Consider the following 16,357-nt stretch of genomic DNA (forward strand, 5'->3'; position numbering starts at 1 on the left):
TTGACCCTATCAAACATTCTGTTGATAGTCGGCTTGGTTTTGTCCTCCACACCATTACTGGCTTTCATCGGCCTAGCCTTACTCACTACTACGGGTTCATCTGCCACCTCACACCGACGTTAAACCTTGGGTTTCCCCTTGAGTTTAGGCCACTTATTTACACTAAGTTTAGATGCCAGGCTTCCCCAGTTACTGCACTGGCTCCCTGTTAGAAATCCCACCCTCAAGCACAGTATTGGTCTGACTAAGTATAGGGCGTTGCGCTATTTTGCACGCTGACCCACCAATACTGCCGAAACAGGTTACGGTTAGTTGTGTACCTCTAACTTCTTATGGCTTCCTTCAGACCCCACCGTTGGCCAGTGACGCCCTTGCCATTCAGATTATCTTCCCCTTAGTCAGGGTAATAAGGCATCTTTCAGCCTATCGGGTTTGCCAGCTTCGCTGGGCAAACAAAAAAGCCGAGATTGAATTTCAATCTCGGCTTTTTAATACATAAAACTTATCGTTTTATATATTAGTTATTTGCGTTACGTTGGCGTAATACTTCAAACAAACAAATACCCGTGGCTACCGATACGTTTAAGCTTGAAACAGTACCCGCCATTGGGATTTTAACGAGCATATCGCAATGCTCACGCGTTAAGCGTCGCATGCCCTCGCCTTCTGCGCCCATAACAATAGCCATTGGCCCTGTTAAGCTTGCATCAAATACGTGATTATCAGTTTCGCCAGCGGTTCCTACAACCCATACGCCTGCATCTTTAATTTCGCGAAGCGTACGTGCAAGGTTAGTCACTTGAATAAGCGGTACTGTTTCGGCTGCACCACAGGCCACTTTACGTGCAGTACCGTTAAGCTTAGCCGATTTATCTTTAGGTACAATCACAGCGTGAACACCTGCCGCGTCTGCACTACGTAGGCATGCGCCTAAGTTATGCGGATCGGTAATACCATCAAGCACAAGTAAAAACGGTGTGTCTTCACGAGCGATTATCGCATCAAGATCTTTTTCATTAAACGTTGGCGCTGCTTTTACGTTAGCAATAATACCTTGATGCTGCTCACCTTTTGATTTGCTATCAAGGGCTTTACGCTGCATAAACTGTACTGAAATACCAAATTTACGTGCTTCATCAATAATCGGAGTTGAGCGTTTGTCGTCACGACCTTTAAGGGCGTAAATTTCTACAAAGCGCTCTGGTTCGCTTTCTAAAATTGCTTCAACAGAATGAAAGCCAAAAATTAATTCATTACTCACGTATTGTCTGCTCCTGGGCTAGTACGTTTGCGGGCATTTTTGCCTGCTCTTTTAGGCTTTTTAACGGCCTTCTTCTTTGGTTTTTTCTTTACGGCAGAGTCTGCTGCTTTTTTATCTGCAGGTTTTGTTGCAGACTTATTTGCAGGCTTGCCTTTATCTTTATTTGCTGGCTTTTTTTTACCTTTTGGTTTGTCATCGCTGTGCGACTTTTTACCTGGTACTTTGCCTGCTTTTAATTGCGAACGCACACTTGCTGGCGCATGCTCAGACTTACCTGAACCTTTTTTTGGTGCACGACGACGTGAGTATCTGTCTTGTGCAACATCGCCTTTAAGCGTTAAGTTTATACGGCGATCGTCTAAACTAACCGACGCAACTTTAACTGTTACTTTATCGCCAAGGCGATAAACTTTGTGAGAGTGCTCACCTATTAGGGTGTGTTTTGCAGCATCATGCGCAAAAAACTCGTCGCCTAAATTAGTAACGTGTATAAGCCCATCAATTTGTAAATCGTCTAAACGAATAAACAAACCAAAATTGGTAACCGATGAAATAACACCATCAAACTCTTCACCTACATGGTCTTGCATAAACTCACATTTAAGCCAATCAGCTACTTCGCGAGTTGCATCATCGGCGCGGCGCTCTGTTGTAGAACACTGCTCACCTAGTTGATCAACTTCATCGTCGGTGTAAGCATATTCGCCAGACGTTTGCTGACCTTGTGCTTTTATTACTGCTTTAATAGCACGATGCACTACTAAATCTGGGTAACGGCGTATTGGCGATGTAAAATGCGCGTAAGCCGATAACGCTAAACCAAAGTGACCAATGTTATCTGGCTGATATACAGCTTGTTTCATTGAACGCAGTAACATAGTTTGAATAAGTTCAGCTTCTGGGCGGTCACCTAGTCGCGCTAATACTTGCGTTATTTCTTTTGGTGTTGGCTCGTCGCTTAATGTGCTTTCAATACCTAACTCGCCTAAAAACTTAGTAAAGTTACCTAGTTTTTCTTGGTCTGGTTCGTCATGCACACGATAAAGCGCGCTTGCTTCATGCTTTTCAAGAATTTTAGCCGCTGATACGTTGGCTAAAATCATACATTCTTCAATGAGTTTGTGCGCGTCGTTACGAATAACAGGCACTATTGATTCTATTTTACGCTGAGCGTTAAATACAAAACGTGTTTCTAGGGTTTCAAACTCTATGGCACCACGGTCTTGGCGTGCAGCTTTAAGTGCCATGTACATTTGCTGTAAATCAGTTAAATGTGGCACAACGGCTGAGTATTCTTCGCGTAGTTTTTCGTCGTTTTGTAAAATGGCATTTACTTTGGTGTAAGTTAAACGTGCATGCGAGTTCATTATCGCTTCGTAAAACTTATAACCCGAAAGTTTACCCGCGCTCGACACGGTCATTTCGGCAACCATACATAAGCGATCTACTTTTGGGTTAAGCGAACATAATCCGTTAGAAAGCACTTTTGGTAGCATCGGAATAACTTGCTCAGGAAAATACACTGAGTTACCACGCAAAATTGCTTCTTTGTTAAGCTGCGTGTTCATTCCTACGTAATGCGATACATCAGCAATGGCAACCCATAAGCGCCAGCCACCTGATTTTTTAGGTTCACAATATACGGCGTCATCAAAGTCGCGTGCATCTTCGCCATCAATAGTTACAAGTGGTAAATCACGTAAATCTACACGACCTTGTTTGTCAGCTTCTTCAACAAATTCACCTAGGTGAGCAACTTGTGCTTCAACTTCTTCTGGCCATACATGTGGAATATCGTGATTGCGCAGTGCAACTTCAATTTCCATACCTGGGGCTAAATGCTCACCAAGTACATCTATAACTTTACCTACCGCGTTCATGTTACGGCTTGGATTTTGCGTAATTTTAACCTGCACCATTTGGTTATGGCGTGCACCGTTTTCGTTGCCTGGTAAAATCATTATATCTTGCGTTATGCGCGGGTCTTCAGCGACTACAACAGCAACACCGTGCTCAACAAAGTAACGGCCAACAATTGGCGCGCGCTCGTTAGTAAGCACTTTTATAATACGTGCATCGCATTTTGAGCCAGAACCACGTTTAGTGCCTTTAGCTAGTACAATGTCGCCATGTAACACCATATTCATTTGGTGCTTAGCAATAAACCAATCTTTACTCTCGCCTTCAACTTCTAAAAAGCCGAAACCGTCTCTGTGGCCTATTACTTTGCCTTTGGTTAAACCGGCTTCGTCAATTAGGGCGTAGCATTTAAATTTATTGAAATACAGCTGTCCGTCACGCTCCATAGCGCGAAGGCGGCGTTTAAATGCTATTTGGCGTTCGTCATCGTTTACTGCTAGTTCTTCACATAATTGCGCGTAGTTAGCAGGCTTTGAACGCTCTTGAAGGTGAGTAAGTATAAACTCACGACTAGGGACTGGGTTTTCGTACTTTTCTTGTTCTCGACTGAGATTTGGATCTTGGTTTGACATTCACTATCTTGTTAGTTGGTTATGTAGGTATTTTAACCCATATAGTTATAATGAGACAGGTAAAAGCTATTAAACTTTTAAGAAAGCACTTTTACCTTGCTGTTTACCTTGCTGTATAGTTTAAAAATCTAGCGCAATGGGGCTTAACGATCCCTTAACTGCAAAGTGTTTAGTCATCTCGTAGCAATGCTAAAACCTATACTATTTTTTTTGTAGGTTTTTCCACAGCAGTTTACTTATATTATCAATAAAGCTTGGGTCTTCTTCTTTCATCGTAAGTAAAATCTGCTTATTCATTTGTGTTTTATTTTGAGCGTAAATCCAACGATTTTTATTAAACTGCTGGGCAAACTCAAGTACACCCGCTTGTAGTTCGTCGTTATTTGCAAACACAGCTTCAACTACTTTGTTCTCTAGCAACTGCTGTGCACCAACCCGCTCTCCTGACATAGCTAGACGATTAAAGAAGGTTTGCGAAATAGCCTTATTAATTATAGGAAACATCGACGGAAAAAATGGCACCATTACATCCACTTCAGGAAAACAAAAAAAGCCTTTGTCTGATTTCATAAATCTAAAGTCGCACGCACACGCAAGTACAGAACCATTACCATAGGTATGCCCGTTTAACGCAGCAATAATAGGCATAGGAAAAGTAACTATGCGTTTAAATAAGTCACTTATTTGAATCATAAAGTCTGAAATTGCTGCAGGTAAAATACTTGGATTAGACATCCATTGGAGGTCGATACCCAATGACCAGTTTTTATCACTTGAAGACGTTAAAATAACTGACTTAATATTTTGTTCTGCTTCAATGTGGTCTAGGTGTAAATTAAACTCAGCCAAAAACGCTGGGTTGTGGCGGTTTTCAGCGGTATTCATGGTGAGTATAGCGATATTATTTTTAGTTGTTAGTTCTATTAAATTTGCCATTAAAACCTCTTTTAGCGCTTTTTAAGCTAATTTTAAGCGCTGTTCGTTACTTTTATATATCATAGTAATACTTTGCTTATAATTTATAAACCCGCTAATTAAAGCCACCCTTTTTGTTTAGCTATACGCGCAGCATCTATGCGGTTAGTGGCGTTTAATTTTGCAATGGCATCCGATAGGTAGTTACGCGTAGTCCCTTCGCTAATAAATAACTGCTTGGCTATGTCGCTTGTTTTAAGGCCATCGCTTGCAAGTTTAAGGGCTTTACGTTCTTTGTCGGTAAGTGGATCTGCGTCGTCTAATGCATTAATAGCAAGCTCTGGGTCAATTACCTTTTGTCCCTGCATTACTTTTTTAAGCGCATTTATTAACTCTTCACTTGGTGCTTCTTTTAAAATAAAACCTTTTACGCCAGTCGTAAGCGCTCGCCTAATATAACCCGCACGAGAAAATGTAGTCATAATAACCATTTTTATAGCAGGAAATTTAGCGGCTATTTTTTCGCTAAGCTCTATACCATTCATGGTTGGCATTTCTATATCGGTTAAAATTATATCGGGATGCAAATCACTATCAAGCGCCTCAATTGCATTAAGTGCATCTTGCCCGTTACTTGCTTGACCAATAATCTCAATATTAAAATCAAGCCCTAACAATGCTGCTACTGCGTCGCGTACAAGCGCCTGATCTTCCACTAAATATACTCTGATCATTATAAATCCTTAGCTGTAATTGGAAGCACTACTTTTAAAGTAAAATTATCGCCACAGGCAAATACTGCACTGCCATTGAGTTGCTCTGCTCGCTCTTTAATACCATTTAGGCCATTGCCCGAATTCAATGTACTGCACGGACCATGGTCAATTACGGTTATAAGTAACTGCTGCGCTGTTTGTTCTATATTTATTTCGCAATTTTTTGTGTTGCTATGGCGTAATAAGTTAGTAACTGCCTCTTTAATTATAAGGCCTGCTATACCCTCTACTTTAGCGGGCAGAGCATTTAAAACCACATTAAATGAAACGTTAAATCCTTGCTCTATTAACCTTTGCTTTAACTGTGCTACTTGGCTGACAAGATTAAGCTGTTTTAAATCACTTACGGCGCTTCTTACATCGCTAAGCAACTGCCTTGCCAAATCGGCCACTTGTGCAATTTCGCTATTTGCTTGAGCGTAGCGCTCTCCTTGGTTTAATTTATTAGCAAGCTCAGCTTTTAAAGCAATAGATGAAAGTGAATGACCTAAAATATCATGCAAGTCGCGAGCTATTCGTTCTCGCTCTGCAATAGCTGCTAATTGCTCTAGTTGGTTAGCGCTTTCTTGTTCGCGCTTTTTGTATAAGCTTTCTCTTTTTGCTGCAATACCGTAACTAAATAATGTGGCGCATAGAATCAAAGCAACGCCTAAAAAGTATTGAACCTTACCTATATCTCCAATATATGTGCTTAATAAAACCGTGAATATAATTGCGATCGCAGCATAAATCCTTTGACGGGAGCTGTAAGAGTAGCCTGCTATATAGGCTACGAAACCAAATAAAGTAGGCGTACCTGTGGTGTAAAAAGTAGCGCAAAAACAAATTAAGAGCATGGCTACAAATAACTTAGTCACCCCTGCGCTTTTACAGTTTATTGCTTTTACATACAAAAGAATAAAAGCAATATAGAAGGCTAAAGACATAACAATTTGGTTAACTGTAAAGCTCGAAAAATTAATTATTAGCGGGAGTAAATAAAAGCCGGTAAAAATTAAATGTCCATATTTCCAAAAACCTTTATCGCTTTGTTGAGAAAAGCTGCTTAACGAGCTCATACTAATACCTCTGGCATATTATTTTTACTTATAGCACTATTTTTATTAATAAATATAAATAACATAAAAATGCATACCAGCATAAAGCAATCTGCGTACGTAATAGTAAAACTTAACGCCTCTAGCACTTCATTAATAGTTAAGCTGATTAAAATTAAAGAATTCATAATTACCTCCTGTTGAGTAAGGTAACTATGCCCGCGTACAAAAATAATAAGAGTGTGAAGTGTCATCAACTTTAATGACTTTTGTCATGCGGTAAAAAATTCATCTTAAGAATTTTTAAGCAATGTTAATATATTCAAAAAGTACAACAAGGAAACTAAATGCAGCCTCAGCAACAAAGTTTAATTTATTTACACATAGCGGTATTACTTTTTGGCGGGACCGCTCTATTTGCCAAACTTATTGGTTTAAATGCTTTAGATATTACCGTTTACAGAACTGCAATTGCAGGAATGGCTATTTTAGCCATGCTTTATTTTCAAAAAAAACAAATTAAACTAAACAAGCCTAAAGACTACCTTATTGCATTATTTTTAGGAGTTGCGGTGGGTATTCACTGGGTAACCTATTTTGCTGGTATGCAAATGGCCGGTATAACAATTGGGATGCTGGCGTTTTTTAGCTACCCTGTAATGACAGTGTTTTTAGAGCCCTTATTTAATAAAAGCAGGCCAAAAGCAAAAGATATAATAAGTGCGGTGGTAGTTGTTTTAGGTATTTACCTATTAGTCCCAAATGCAAACTTAGGCGACGATGTAACCCTGGGTATAATGACAGGTGTAATATCGGCATTGTTTTTTTCAATCAGAAACATTACTCATAAGCGCTACTTTAGCCAATATGGCGGGCCGCAAACGATGTTTTATCAAACCTTAGTGGCAAGTATTATGCTGTGCGCATTTATTGAAGTGCCTGTGTATGAGGTTAGTGATCATGATCTGATTTTAATTGCTATAGCGGGTATTATTTTTACGGCTACACCTCACTCATTATTTGCAGCAAGTTTAAAGCATTTATCAGCGGCAACCGCTGGGTTAATTTCTTGCTTACAACCACTTTATGGCACCATACTGGCTATAGTAATTATTCATGAACGTCCTACTGTTATGACGTTAGTTGGTGGAGCACTTATTGTTAGTGCCGCTTGTTTTGAAACGTGGTCAATCACTAAAAAGGCTCGACAATGAAAGTATTTGCACACCGTGGTGCCAGTGGCGATTTTCCTGAAAACACCGAAAGCGCTATTTTAGAAGCGTTAAAAGTAGGTGTTGATGGTATTGAAGTAGATATTCAAAGTTCCTTAGATGATTACATGTTAATACACGACTCATGGCTCGATAGAACCACCAGCGGTAAAGGTAGGGTGAGTAACTTTACGGCACATGAACTCTCTAAACTTGATGCTGGAAATGGCGAAAAAATTCCTACTCTTCAACAGTTGTTTGATTGGAATAATAATAAATATTTATTGAATATTGAGCTTAAACATACGTTTGAACTGGAGAGGTTTGCAGTTCAACTTGAGAGAAACATTAAAGCTAACAAAATATCGAAAGCCAATATTTTAGTATCATCGTTTGATCATCATCAACTACAGTGGCTTAAAAATAGGCTACCATGGCTTAAAATAGGCGCCCTTACTTCTTCTATTCCAATTAACTATGCAAAGTTTGCAAGTGACTTAAACGCTTATAGCGTGCATGCAGATAAAACCTTTATAAATAAGGCTTTTGCAGATGATGCAAAAAAAAGAGGCCTAAAGATTTATGCTTATACGGTCGATAGAGAACAAGATATAGCGCTAATGCTTGAGTATGGCATAGACGGAATTTTTACAAATTACCCAGCGCGAACCAAAGCTTACTTGTTGTCGTTACAAAAAAGCTAACTTACATCTCCCTAACTAAAATAAAAATCGTAGGGTTTAAGCATAATGAGTGTTTTTATGAAAATTTATAACTATATAGAGCAAACATTCTTTTTTACGTTAACGCGTAAAATAGTCGGTAATTTAAGTTTTGTATTATTGTTCCAAGCAATTACGTTATTTTGGCTGCATCAGAGCTTAAGTGAACAACAGCAAAGTACAGGGCTATTTTGGCTGCTTACGCTTGTTATTATATCTGGTTTTATTTTTACTCTTTTTTATATGCGTTTTTTAATTGTTCGCCCTGTTAGTGCTATGCGCGATACTTTGATAAAAATAAACCAACAAGATGCAAATTTAGCAGCAAAGCTTCCCCACTTTTCATATGACGAATTTAAAGATTTAAGCACGCAGTACAATATGTTTACTGCCCATTTAAGTGAGTTACTCAGCACAACATACAACAGCGCTCAAGCCAGCGCACACAGTAATACACAAGTGACACAGTCAATGAAAAATACTGAGCAATCAAGTGAGCAACAAATACAATTAAGCCACAGTATTATTAATGCCAGTATGCAAATAACCCAAAGCTTACAAGACATAGTAAATAATACAGATAGCGTACATAACGTTAATAATGAACACCTTAACTTTGTAAAGCTATCTGCGTCAGAACTCGCTGCTTTAGTAGAGCAGGTAAAACTTATTACTAATATGCTAGGTAGCTTTTCAAATACAATTGCGGGACTAAAAGAGAACAGTGAAAACATTCGTAGTATTTTAAAAATGGTTGAAGAGTTTTCTGATCAAACTAATTTGTTAGCCCTCAACGCCGCAATAGAAGCAGCTAGAGCGGGTGAAGCTGGCAGAGGATTTGCCGTAGTTGCAGACGAAGTACGCACGCTTTCAATAAAGGTAAGTGGCGCAACTAGACAGATTAGCGACTTTATAAATCAGATGAATGATTTGGTAAACGAGACAAATAAAGAGTCAGAGCAATTAATGACTCACTCTAATAACGCACAAAGTTCAATTAGTGCAACCTGTGATGGCTTTACTAAAATGCTTAGTGAGTTTGAGCACAACCAGCAGCAGCTGCAACAAATAGCCAGTGCTGTACATTTGCTTGAGGGCACCCAAAGTACGACTCACCAATCGGTAGAGCAAATCGTAACTTTAGGGGAGCAAGCTAAACAACAAATAGATACGGCATTAGCCGATAGCGAGCAATCTCAACAGCTAAGCTTACAAACCCAACAACAGTTAAAGCGCTTTGTGCACTAAGAAGCGTTTTCGGGCTCAGAGAAATATGGTAAATTACGCAGCTATTAATTTAAGTGTGTAAAGCGTGTGAGCTACCCTACCCCAGACTATGAAAAATTAGCCCTGCAAATAAAAACCTGGGGGCAAGAGCTTGGCTTTAGCGAAGTGGGCATTACTGATATTGACTTATCTAAGCACGAAGCCCAATTGCAACGTTGGCTTGATGCAGGCTACCACGGCTCGATGGATTATATGGCTGCCCACGGTATGAAACGCGCCCGCCCTGCTGAATTAGTGCCTGGTACACAACGTGTTATATCCGTAAAAATGAATTATCTGCCTCCCGATGCTGGCTTTGCAAAAACCTTAAAAAATAAAGAAAAAGCATATATAAGCCGCTATGCATTAGGTCGTGATTACCATAAATTAATGCGTAATCGTTTAAAAAAACTCGGCCAAAAAATAGAGCAAGAAATTGGCGAGTATGGCTTTAGACCCTTTGTAGATTCAGCCCCTGTACTTGAGCGTCAACTTGCCGAAAAAGCCGGTTTAGGGTGGCGTGGTAAGCATTCGTTATTAATTAACCAAGAAGCTGGGTCGTGGTTTTTTTTAGGCGAGCTATTTATTGATTTACCTCTACCAATTGATGCAGAAAACACCTTTGAAGGCTGCGGTAAATGCGTTGCTTGTATTACTCTTTGCCCAACAGGTGCAATTGTAGAGCCCTACGTTGTTGATGCACGTAAATGTATATCGTATTTAACCATAGAACACCAAGGGCCAATACCAGAGCAGTACCGAACTTTATTAGGCAATCGTGTTTATGGTTGTGATGATTGCCAGTTGGTATGTCCTTGGAATCGTTATGGACAAATAACTGACGAAAATGACTTTCATCCTCGCACTCAATTAAAAGATAAAGATTTACTTGAGCTGTTTGCTTGGGATGAGCCTACATTTTTAAAAAACACCGAAGGCAGCCCTATTCGTCGCATTGGTCACGAACGTTGGTTACGTAATTTAGCAGTTGGTTTAGGTAATGCAGAATTCAGCCCCGCTATTATTAATGCCCTACAAGATAAAAGCCAAATATGCAGCGAACTTGTTTTAGAGCATATTGAATGGGCACTTGCTCAGCAAAACGATAAACAACGATTACAAATTCGTAAAACAGCTAGGTTAATTAGAATTGTAGAAAAAGGCTTACCAAGGGATGCATAGCACCGCTTAAGTAAACCTTTATATTGCGAAGTAACTAGTTTTTCAAAAGTAACGATAGATCTTGTTCTATCTCTGTAAAGGCTGCTTTGACTTGTTTAACAGACTCTTCTCTTGCTACTGAGTTTTGGATAGTTTCATCTACTTTTTTATAAATAAACACCTCCTGATCTTCATCCAGTCCCATTGATGGGATACGTTCTTCGAGCTCTTCTTGTAACTGTTTAAACACTTTTTCGTTGTTTTGACGGTTTTCATTCAACAAGCTAATTAAGCTATGAAACTTACTATGAACAGTACTTGCTACGGCATTAAGTTTCGCTCGTTGTGATTCAAGCATTTTCTTGGTCATGATGGCGCGTAGCTGCTGCTCGGTAACACTGACAATAAAACATACGTGGTCGCGTATACGACCATGCTTATCAGGGTCATGATCGGGCATATTTAAAATGAGTAAGCTAATCAATTCATAGTTAACTAAAATTCGGTGCGAAAACTCATGTAAGCGCCCTTTGTTTTTCAGCATTTCAAATAGCTCCACCACAATAGGTGAACACACGCCGTTTAGCGCAAAGTGGCTAATTTCATTATTTTCTCTAAATTCTACATTGCTTTGTAAATCAAAAGACTGCAGACAATCTACAAGCGCTTTACCTAGCTCTTGAGGATCGTTAATAAAGCCTATGTTTTCAACGTAGTTAACTATTTGCCCCATTTCACTGCTATTGGCCATTGCATTAAATGCAGTTGATGTTGCATCTTCAACTTGCTTTTCTAGGCTTTGCTTTTCAACGAGTACTTGATTTAAATTTTTAAGCTTAGATTTAAGTTCGTCATGGCCAAAAGGTTTTACAATATAATCTTCTGCGCCAACAGAATAGCCTTCCATGCGTTCTTCAACAGTACCGCGAGCAGACACAAACATAACAATAATGTGTGCGGTATTTGGATTTGCTTTAAGTGCTTTACATACTTCATAGCCGTTCATTTGCGGCATACTTACGTCGAGTAATATAACCTGAGGCATATAACCTTCAACCATGTTTAAACACTCAGGACCACTTGTTGCTACTTGTAATTCAAAATCAAGCTCCTCTAAAATTTCCTCTATAATTTCTAGGTTAAAGGGTTCGTCATCAACGGCAAGTATTTTAGTTAAGGCCATAATTTATCATCCATTCAAACTCTTTAAAAAGTTACTTGGTATGCCAAAAAACAATTAATTAGTGTGTTGTATTAACTGTTCTTCAGCTAAATGCTCGTCTAAGTTTATTTCTAATGGCACTTGTATAGATATAGTTGCACCACCATTTTCGTTGTTACGTGCAGTGATTTCACCTTGGTGTAAAGATACAAACTCTCTACACAATGCAAGGCCTAACCCTGTGCCACCAGCACCACTATTTGTTTTACTGCTTTGCACAAACTTAGTAAAAATATGCTCCAACTCATCTTCTGGTATACCGACCCCATTATCGGTAACTTCTATAGTAGCAAGCTTATTATCTGACTCTAAATTTACCCGTATTTTACTTTTAGGTTCGCTAAATTTAAGTGCGTTACCTAGTACGTTTCGAAGTAACTGGTTTATTTGCTCTTCATCACATTGTGCAATTACAGGTAATGGCTGTGCGGTAAATATAATCTCAATTTCTTTTTCCATTGCAGTACCAGACACATCATCAATACTTGTTTTAATAATATTAGCTAAATTATAGGGACGAGGGTTAAATGGAAACTTACCTACATCTAGCTTAGATAGGTCGAGTAAATTATTTAGTAACGACAGTAAACGCTCACCACTACTCTCTATTCGCGATAAATACTTAATGAGTTTTTCTTTTGCAAAATCTCCAGCTTCTAATTTACTTAAACCAAAACGAGAAAAGCTTAAAATAGAGTGCATAGGTGTTCTAAGTTCATGCGACATGTTTGCTAAAAATTCTGATTTACTTAAGTTTGCAGCCTCAGCCACATTTTTAGCATGCTCGAGTTGTGAAGTACGTGCTCTTACTTGCTCTTCAAGAACATCTTTTGCTTCAAGTAATAAATCCTCTTTTTGCTTAAGATGGGTTACATTTTTAAATATGACCGCAAGTGCTATTTCGCCATGGTGATCTATCTCATTAAAAGAGCCAACTAAGGGTATATAACCTCCTGCTGTTTTAGATAAACGTAAATCGCAGCTAAATTGTCGATTACTATTTAATGTCGAAATCTTATCTTTAATACCTAAAATTGAATCATCATCTAAAAAATCAAATACTGATTTACCTTCGAGTTCATTAAACGGTAAGTTAAATAGTCTCAAGCAAGCATCATTAGCTTCTATCACTCTACCGCACTTTTCAAATAACATAATTGCATCGGGCGTATGTTTATAAATAACCTGAAGTAGGCTGTCTTTTTCAATTAGGGCATCAACCGTATCTTGTAGCCTTTCTACAAGCTCTGCGTTATGACGTTTTAATAACTCTGTTTGCCATAATTTATGTATTGATTGTAATAGTGAGCTATCGTTTAAAGGTTTAATAAGTACATCTTCTACGCCTTGACGAATTGCTTCAATCATTGAAACTTGATCGGGACGTGAGGTAAATAATAAGCAACGGCAATGTGGTTGGGTTACTTTTAAATTTGAAAAAATTCCTAAACCTGTTCCGTCATCTAAAATAAAATCGCTTATCAGTATATCTATTTGCTTTTCTTTACTAATTTCTAAAGCTTCTGCGGAGGTTGTTGCAGTATGAGTCTCGATATGAGCACCGATTAAGCTATTTTTCATTTTTTCGAGACGTTCAGGAACATGATCGACAAGTAAAATAGTAGGTAATTGCAAAATATGGTTAGAGCCTAATTCTAATAGGCTCTCTAAAAGAGAAGTAATTTCTTTATTAGAAAAAAATGGGTAGACCACGGTTGCGTCAGGCGCAATATGATTTAGCTCGCTAAACGCAGTTAGTTGTTCACCGCTTTGTGCTTTTGGCGCAAGCAGCATAAAGCGCTCTTGCGCTACTTCGCTTACAAGCGGTTTTATAGAATCAACAGGCACACCATGGGCAACAACAACTAAGTCGTAATCGCCTATATTGGTATACATGTCTAGCATGCTGAAATGAATTAATTCGACCTCACACCCTATTAATTCTAAAAGCACTTTCACACGCATCGCGATGACACTACTACTATCAATAATTAATATTTTTCGAATCATCAAGCCATACTTTAAATTAATAAACTTAATATCCCAACAGCGTAGTCTATTTTTATTTAATTGGCATAAACCCTTCGTCTTATTTTGTAAAAAAATATTACAACATTATGAAAAATAATTTATTCCAGATGTTTTCCAAAAATAGTAAGGCTATACGCCTTATCATCCATTATGGCAACGCTTGGTAGCTCGCCCCATATTGCAAAATCAAAATGCTTAAACAATTTAACACTGGGTAAATTATGACTAAAAATAAAACCAAGCAATACTTTAATATTTAATTGCTTAGCTTGTGTTTGAGCAAATATCATTAGCTTTTTACCAAGCCCTTTACCTTGTGCTTTACGGGTAATGTAAATGCTCATCTCTACTGTGCCATCGTAAGCAGGACGCCCATAAAACGATTTATAACTTACCCAAGCAAGTACTTGGTTATTTTCGCAGTAAACATAAATAGGCCTTTTATCGTTATGGCTATTAAACCAGTCACGCTTTTCGTCAACGCTCACTTCTTGCGTATCTGCAGTTACCATTCGCCCTGCAATGGTTTCGTTATAAATGGCTACAATTTCACTAAGATCATCAATAGTTGCTAAACGGGTTGTCATAGGTCATTCAAAGGTTGATCAATTTGTTTCATATTAGCGTATGATTATCCAATCAAACAATTGAAAAGTTTAGGTAATGTAATGCTAAAAAAAATTATAATAGGATTAATGGCTTTATTTATTAATGCCCCACTCCACGCTGAAACATCATCAACTATAAACCAAACCTCTACCCAAGACTGTCAAGATTTTACCAATGTCGATATTCGAAAGCTGCGCTCAAAAGAATCTATTAATTTATGCCAATTTAAAAATAAGCCTTTATTAATAGTAAACACGGCAAGCAACTGCGGTTTTACACCCCAATTTAAAGGCCTTGAAGCGCTATATCAGCGATACAAAGAACAAGGTTTAGTCGTATTAGGGTTCCCTTCTGATGATTTTTTTCAAGAAGAGGATAGTGAAAAAGAAACTGCAAAAGTATGCTTTGTAAATTATGGTGTAACCTTCCCTATGTTTGCTACAAGCGAAGTGCGTGGTAGTAAAGCGAATCCAATTTTTAAATATTTGAATGAGCAAACTAGCTCTCCAAATTGGAACTTTTATAAGTATTTAGTGTCTGCTGATCGTGAGACGGTTTTACGGTTTAACAGCAAAGCAGCACCTGATTCAGAACAAATGATTGCTGCAATTGAAACTGTGCTTTCTGATAAATAAGTTTATACTGGTACAATTAGTTGAAACTAACTAGAATGATATTTTAATTCGGTTAAAAAAACACCACACTATACTCGGGAGATTTTATGACAGTAGCAAGCGCACGACATATACTTGTAGACAGTGAAGCACAATGCTTAGACTTAAAAACAAAAATTGAGCAAGGCGAAGACTTTGCTGAATTAGCCAAAGCGCATTCAAACTGCCCATCAGGTCAAGATGGCGGTGCTCTTGGTGAGTTTGGTCCTGGTATGATGGTTCCAGAGTTTGATAAAGTTGTGTTTTCAGCTCCAATTAACCAAGTACAAGGCCCTGTGCAAACTCAATTTGGTTATCATTTACTTGAAGTTACTAGCCGTTCAGAATAAATTTAACTGTATCGTAAGTAACGTTTTATAAAAGCCGCTTATGCGGCTTTTTTATGGAGTAATTATGCAATTAATTGGTTCTGTACCTTCACCTTACGTGCGCCGAATTAGAATTTGGGCACAACAAAACAACTGTAAACTAGAGCTTGTGAGTCTTGATATATTTTCTGAGCAAGATCGCCCTACTATGGCCAGTAAAAATCCAGCTCGAAAGATTCCCATTCTGGTAGATGGCGACTTAACACTTAGTGACTCTAATTCTATATTGCGCTATTTACTTGAAAAAACAGGACAACCAAAACTAACGTGGCCGCAAGAGCACTTACTTACGACTATAAATGCCTGTAACGATTCGCTAGTAGAAATGCTGCTATGTGAACGCTCTGGATTTGACACCAAAAGCGATAAACTCTTTTTTAATTTGCAAAACGAACGAATTGAACAAACATTAAGCTTTTTAAATACCCATTTAAGCGATGAAGAATTTAAAAGCTGTGAATACCTCAACATCAGTTTATACTGCCTGCTTGATTGGATTTGCTTTCGTGAATTAACTGACTTTAGTCAGTATTCAGAGCTTGTTGCTTTTCATAAGCAATATGGCAAGCGTCAAGCAGCAATAGATACTAATCCTCGTCACTAATTTAAAAA

General features: G+C 38.4%; 16 protein-coding genes. 7 read left to right on the forward strand and 9 right to left on the reverse strand.

The annotated features are described in order from the left end of the window. Positions 1-517: 517 nt before the first annotated feature. From rlmB to ABX891_RS15085, 6 genes are all read right to left on the reverse strand, one after another. Positions 518-1,261, reverse strand: a complete 744-nt coding sequence (gene rlmB / locus ABX891_RS15060; protein WP_002958023.1) for a 23S rRNA (guanosine(2251)-2'-O)-methyltransferase RlmB — start codon at positions 1,259-1,261, stop codon at positions 518-520. After that, entirely contained in the window at positions 1,258-3,753 is a 2,496-nt protein-coding gene (rnr, locus tag ABX891_RS15065) for a ribonuclease R (RefSeq protein ID WP_354629830.1), read from the reverse strand. Before rnr ends, rlmB begins: the two co-directional genes overlap by 4 nt. 201 nt (positions 3,754-3,954) lie before the next feature. Beyond that, positions 3,955-4,689, reverse strand: coding sequence for an enoyl-CoA hydratase/isomerase family protein (locus ABX891_RS15070; protein ID WP_354629831.1), 735 nt, complete (start codon positions 4,687-4,689; stop codon positions 3,955-3,957). Positions 4,690-4,787: 98 nt separating this feature from the next. Further along, a complete protein-coding gene (locus tag ABX891_RS15075) occupies positions 4,788-5,402 on the reverse strand; it encodes a response regulator transcription factor (protein ID WP_024599310.1) in 615 nt (204 codons plus the stop codon). After that, the gene (locus tag ABX891_RS15080) at positions 5,402-6,502 is read right to left on the reverse strand and encodes a sensor histidine kinase (RefSeq protein ID WP_354629832.1); all 1,101 of its coding nucleotides are present in this window, start codon (positions 6,500-6,502) and stop codon (positions 5,402-5,404) included. Before ABX891_RS15080 ends, ABX891_RS15075 begins: the two co-directional genes overlap by 1 nt. Beyond that, positions 6,499-6,669, reverse strand: a complete 171-nt coding sequence (locus ABX891_RS15085; RefSeq protein ID WP_164487629.1) for a hypothetical protein — start codon at positions 6,667-6,669, stop codon at positions 6,499-6,501. The genes ABX891_RS15080 and ABX891_RS15085 overlap by 4 nt, the downstream gene beginning before the upstream one ends. A gap of 159 nt (positions 6,670-6,828) precedes the next feature. Between ABX891_RS15085 and ABX891_RS15090 the strand changes: the two genes are divergently transcribed. From ABX891_RS15090 to queG, 4 genes are all read left to right on the forward strand, one after another. Continuing rightward, the gene (locus ABX891_RS15090; RefSeq protein WP_182194720.1) at positions 6,829-7,695 is read left to right on the forward strand and encodes a DMT family transporter; all 867 of its coding nucleotides are present in this window, start codon (positions 6,829-6,831) and stop codon (positions 7,693-7,695) included. Beyond that, positions 7,692-8,396, forward strand: a complete 705-nt coding sequence (locus ABX891_RS15095) for a glycerophosphodiester phosphodiesterase (protein WP_354629833.1) — start codon at positions 7,692-7,694, stop codon at positions 8,394-8,396. The genes ABX891_RS15090 and ABX891_RS15095 overlap by 4 nt, the downstream gene beginning before the upstream one ends. 45 nt (positions 8,397-8,441) lie before the next feature. Next, positions 8,442-9,662, forward strand: a complete 1,221-nt coding sequence (locus ABX891_RS15100) for a methyl-accepting chemotaxis protein (protein ID WP_354629834.1) — start codon at positions 8,442-8,444, stop codon at positions 9,660-9,662. A gap of 66 nt (positions 9,663-9,728) precedes the next feature. Continuing rightward, positions 9,729-10,862 (forward strand): tRNA epoxyqueuosine(34) reductase QueG, encoded by a 1,134-nt coding sequence (queG, locus tag ABX891_RS15105; RefSeq protein WP_354629835.1) that lies wholly within the window; start codon positions 9,729-9,731, stop codon positions 10,860-10,862. Positions 10,863-10,896: 34 nt separating this feature from the next. Here the strand turns inward: queG and ABX891_RS15110 are convergent, their stop codons facing one another. The 3 genes from ABX891_RS15110 to ABX891_RS15120 all read right to left on the reverse strand — a co-directional run bounded on the left by ABX891_RS15110 (position 10,897) and on the right by ABX891_RS15120 (position 14,681). After that, on the reverse strand, positions 10,897-12,024 hold the full coding sequence (locus tag ABX891_RS15110) for a response regulator (protein ID WP_002958014.1): 1,128 nt from the start codon (positions 12,022-12,024) through the stop codon (positions 10,897-10,899). A 54-nt stretch (positions 12,025-12,078) separates the two neighbouring features. Beyond that, entirely contained in the window at positions 12,079-14,073 is a 1,995-nt protein-coding gene (locus tag ABX891_RS15115; RefSeq protein WP_024594636.1) for a hybrid sensor histidine kinase/response regulator, read from the reverse strand. 119 nt (positions 14,074-14,192) lie between these two features. Next, positions 14,193-14,681 carry a GNAT family N-acetyltransferase gene (locus ABX891_RS15120; protein WP_354629836.1) on the reverse strand — a complete coding sequence of 163 codons (489 nt, stop codon included), beginning with the start codon at positions 14,679-14,681 and terminating at the stop codon, positions 14,193-14,195. An 81-nt stretch (positions 14,682-14,762) separates the two neighbouring features. On the opposite strand from ABX891_RS15120, the gene ABX891_RS15125 reads away from it, so the two are divergent. From ABX891_RS15125 to ABX891_RS15135, 3 genes are all read left to right on the forward strand, one after another. Next, a complete protein-coding gene (locus tag ABX891_RS15125) occupies positions 14,763-15,338 on the forward strand; it encodes a glutathione peroxidase (protein WP_002958010.1) in 576 nt (191 codons plus the stop codon). A gap of 86 nt (positions 15,339-15,424) precedes the next feature. Beyond that, positions 15,425-15,706, forward strand: coding sequence for a peptidylprolyl isomerase (locus ABX891_RS15130; RefSeq protein WP_002958009.1), 282 nt, complete (start codon positions 15,425-15,427; stop codon positions 15,704-15,706). A 64-nt stretch (positions 15,707-15,770) separates the two neighbouring features. Then, a complete protein-coding gene (locus ABX891_RS15135; RefSeq protein WP_024605976.1) occupies positions 15,771-16,349 on the forward strand; it encodes a glutathione S-transferase family protein in 579 nt (192 codons plus the stop codon). Positions 16,350-16,357: the final 8 nt, after the last annotated feature.

It is taken from the genome of Pseudoalteromonas sp. NCIMB 1079, from assembly GCF_040567695.1.
GTDB classification, from domain to species: domain Bacteria; phylum Pseudomonadota; class Gammaproteobacteria; order Enterobacterales; family Alteromonadaceae; genus Pseudoalteromonas; species Pseudoalteromonas distincta.

Bases quoted from the DNA above. Each gene is read 5' to 3' on its own strand.
- rnr (WP_354629830.1), bottom strand. From the start codon at position 3,753: ATGTCAAACCAAGATCCAAATCTCAGTCGAGAACAAGAAAAGTACGAA.
- ABX891_RS15070 (WP_354629831.1), bottom strand. From the start codon at position 4,689: ATGGCAAATTTAATAGAACTAACAACTAAAAATAATATCGCTATACTC.
- ABX891_RS15075 (WP_024599310.1), bottom strand. From the start codon at position 5,402: ATGATCAGAGTATATTTAGTGGAAGATCAGGCGCTTGTACGCGACGCA.
- ABX891_RS15080 (WP_354629832.1), bottom strand. From the start codon at position 6,502: ATGAGCTCGTTAAGCAGCTTTTCTCAACAAAGCGATAAAGGTTTTTGG.
- ABX891_RS15085 (WP_164487629.1), bottom strand. From the start codon at position 6,669: ATGAATTCTTTAATTTTAATCAGCTTAACTATTAATGAAGTGCTAGAG.
- ABX891_RS15090 (WP_182194720.1), top strand. From the start codon at position 6,829: ATGCAGCCTCAGCAACAAAGTTTAATTTATTTACACATAGCGGTATTA.
- ABX891_RS15095 (WP_354629833.1), top strand. From the start codon at position 7,692: ATGAAAGTATTTGCACACCGTGGTGCCAGTGGCGATTTTCCTGAAAAC.
- ABX891_RS15100 (WP_354629834.1), top strand. From the start codon at position 8,442: ATGAGTGTTTTTATGAAAATTTATAACTATATAGAGCAAACATTCTTT.
- ABX891_RS15110 (WP_002958014.1), bottom strand. From the start codon at position 12,024: ATGGCCTTAACTAAAATACTTGCCGTTGATGACGAACCCTTTAACCTA.
- ABX891_RS15115 (WP_024594636.1), bottom strand. From the start codon at position 14,073: ATGATTCGAAAAATATTAATTATTGATAGTAGTAGTGTCATCGCGATG.
- ABX891_RS15120 (WP_354629836.1), bottom strand. From the start codon at position 14,681: ATGACAACCCGTTTAGCAACTATTGATGATCTTAGTGAAATTGTAGCC.
- ABX891_RS15125 (WP_002958010.1), top strand. From the start codon at position 14,763: ATGCTAAAAAAAATTATAATAGGATTAATGGCTTTATTTATTAATGCC.
- ABX891_RS15130 (WP_002958009.1), top strand. From the start codon at position 15,425: ATGACAGTAGCAAGCGCACGACATATACTTGTAGACAGTGAAGCACAA.
- ABX891_RS15135 (WP_024605976.1), top strand. From the start codon at position 15,771: ATGCAATTAATTGGTTCTGTACCTTCACCTTACGTGCGCCGAATTAGA.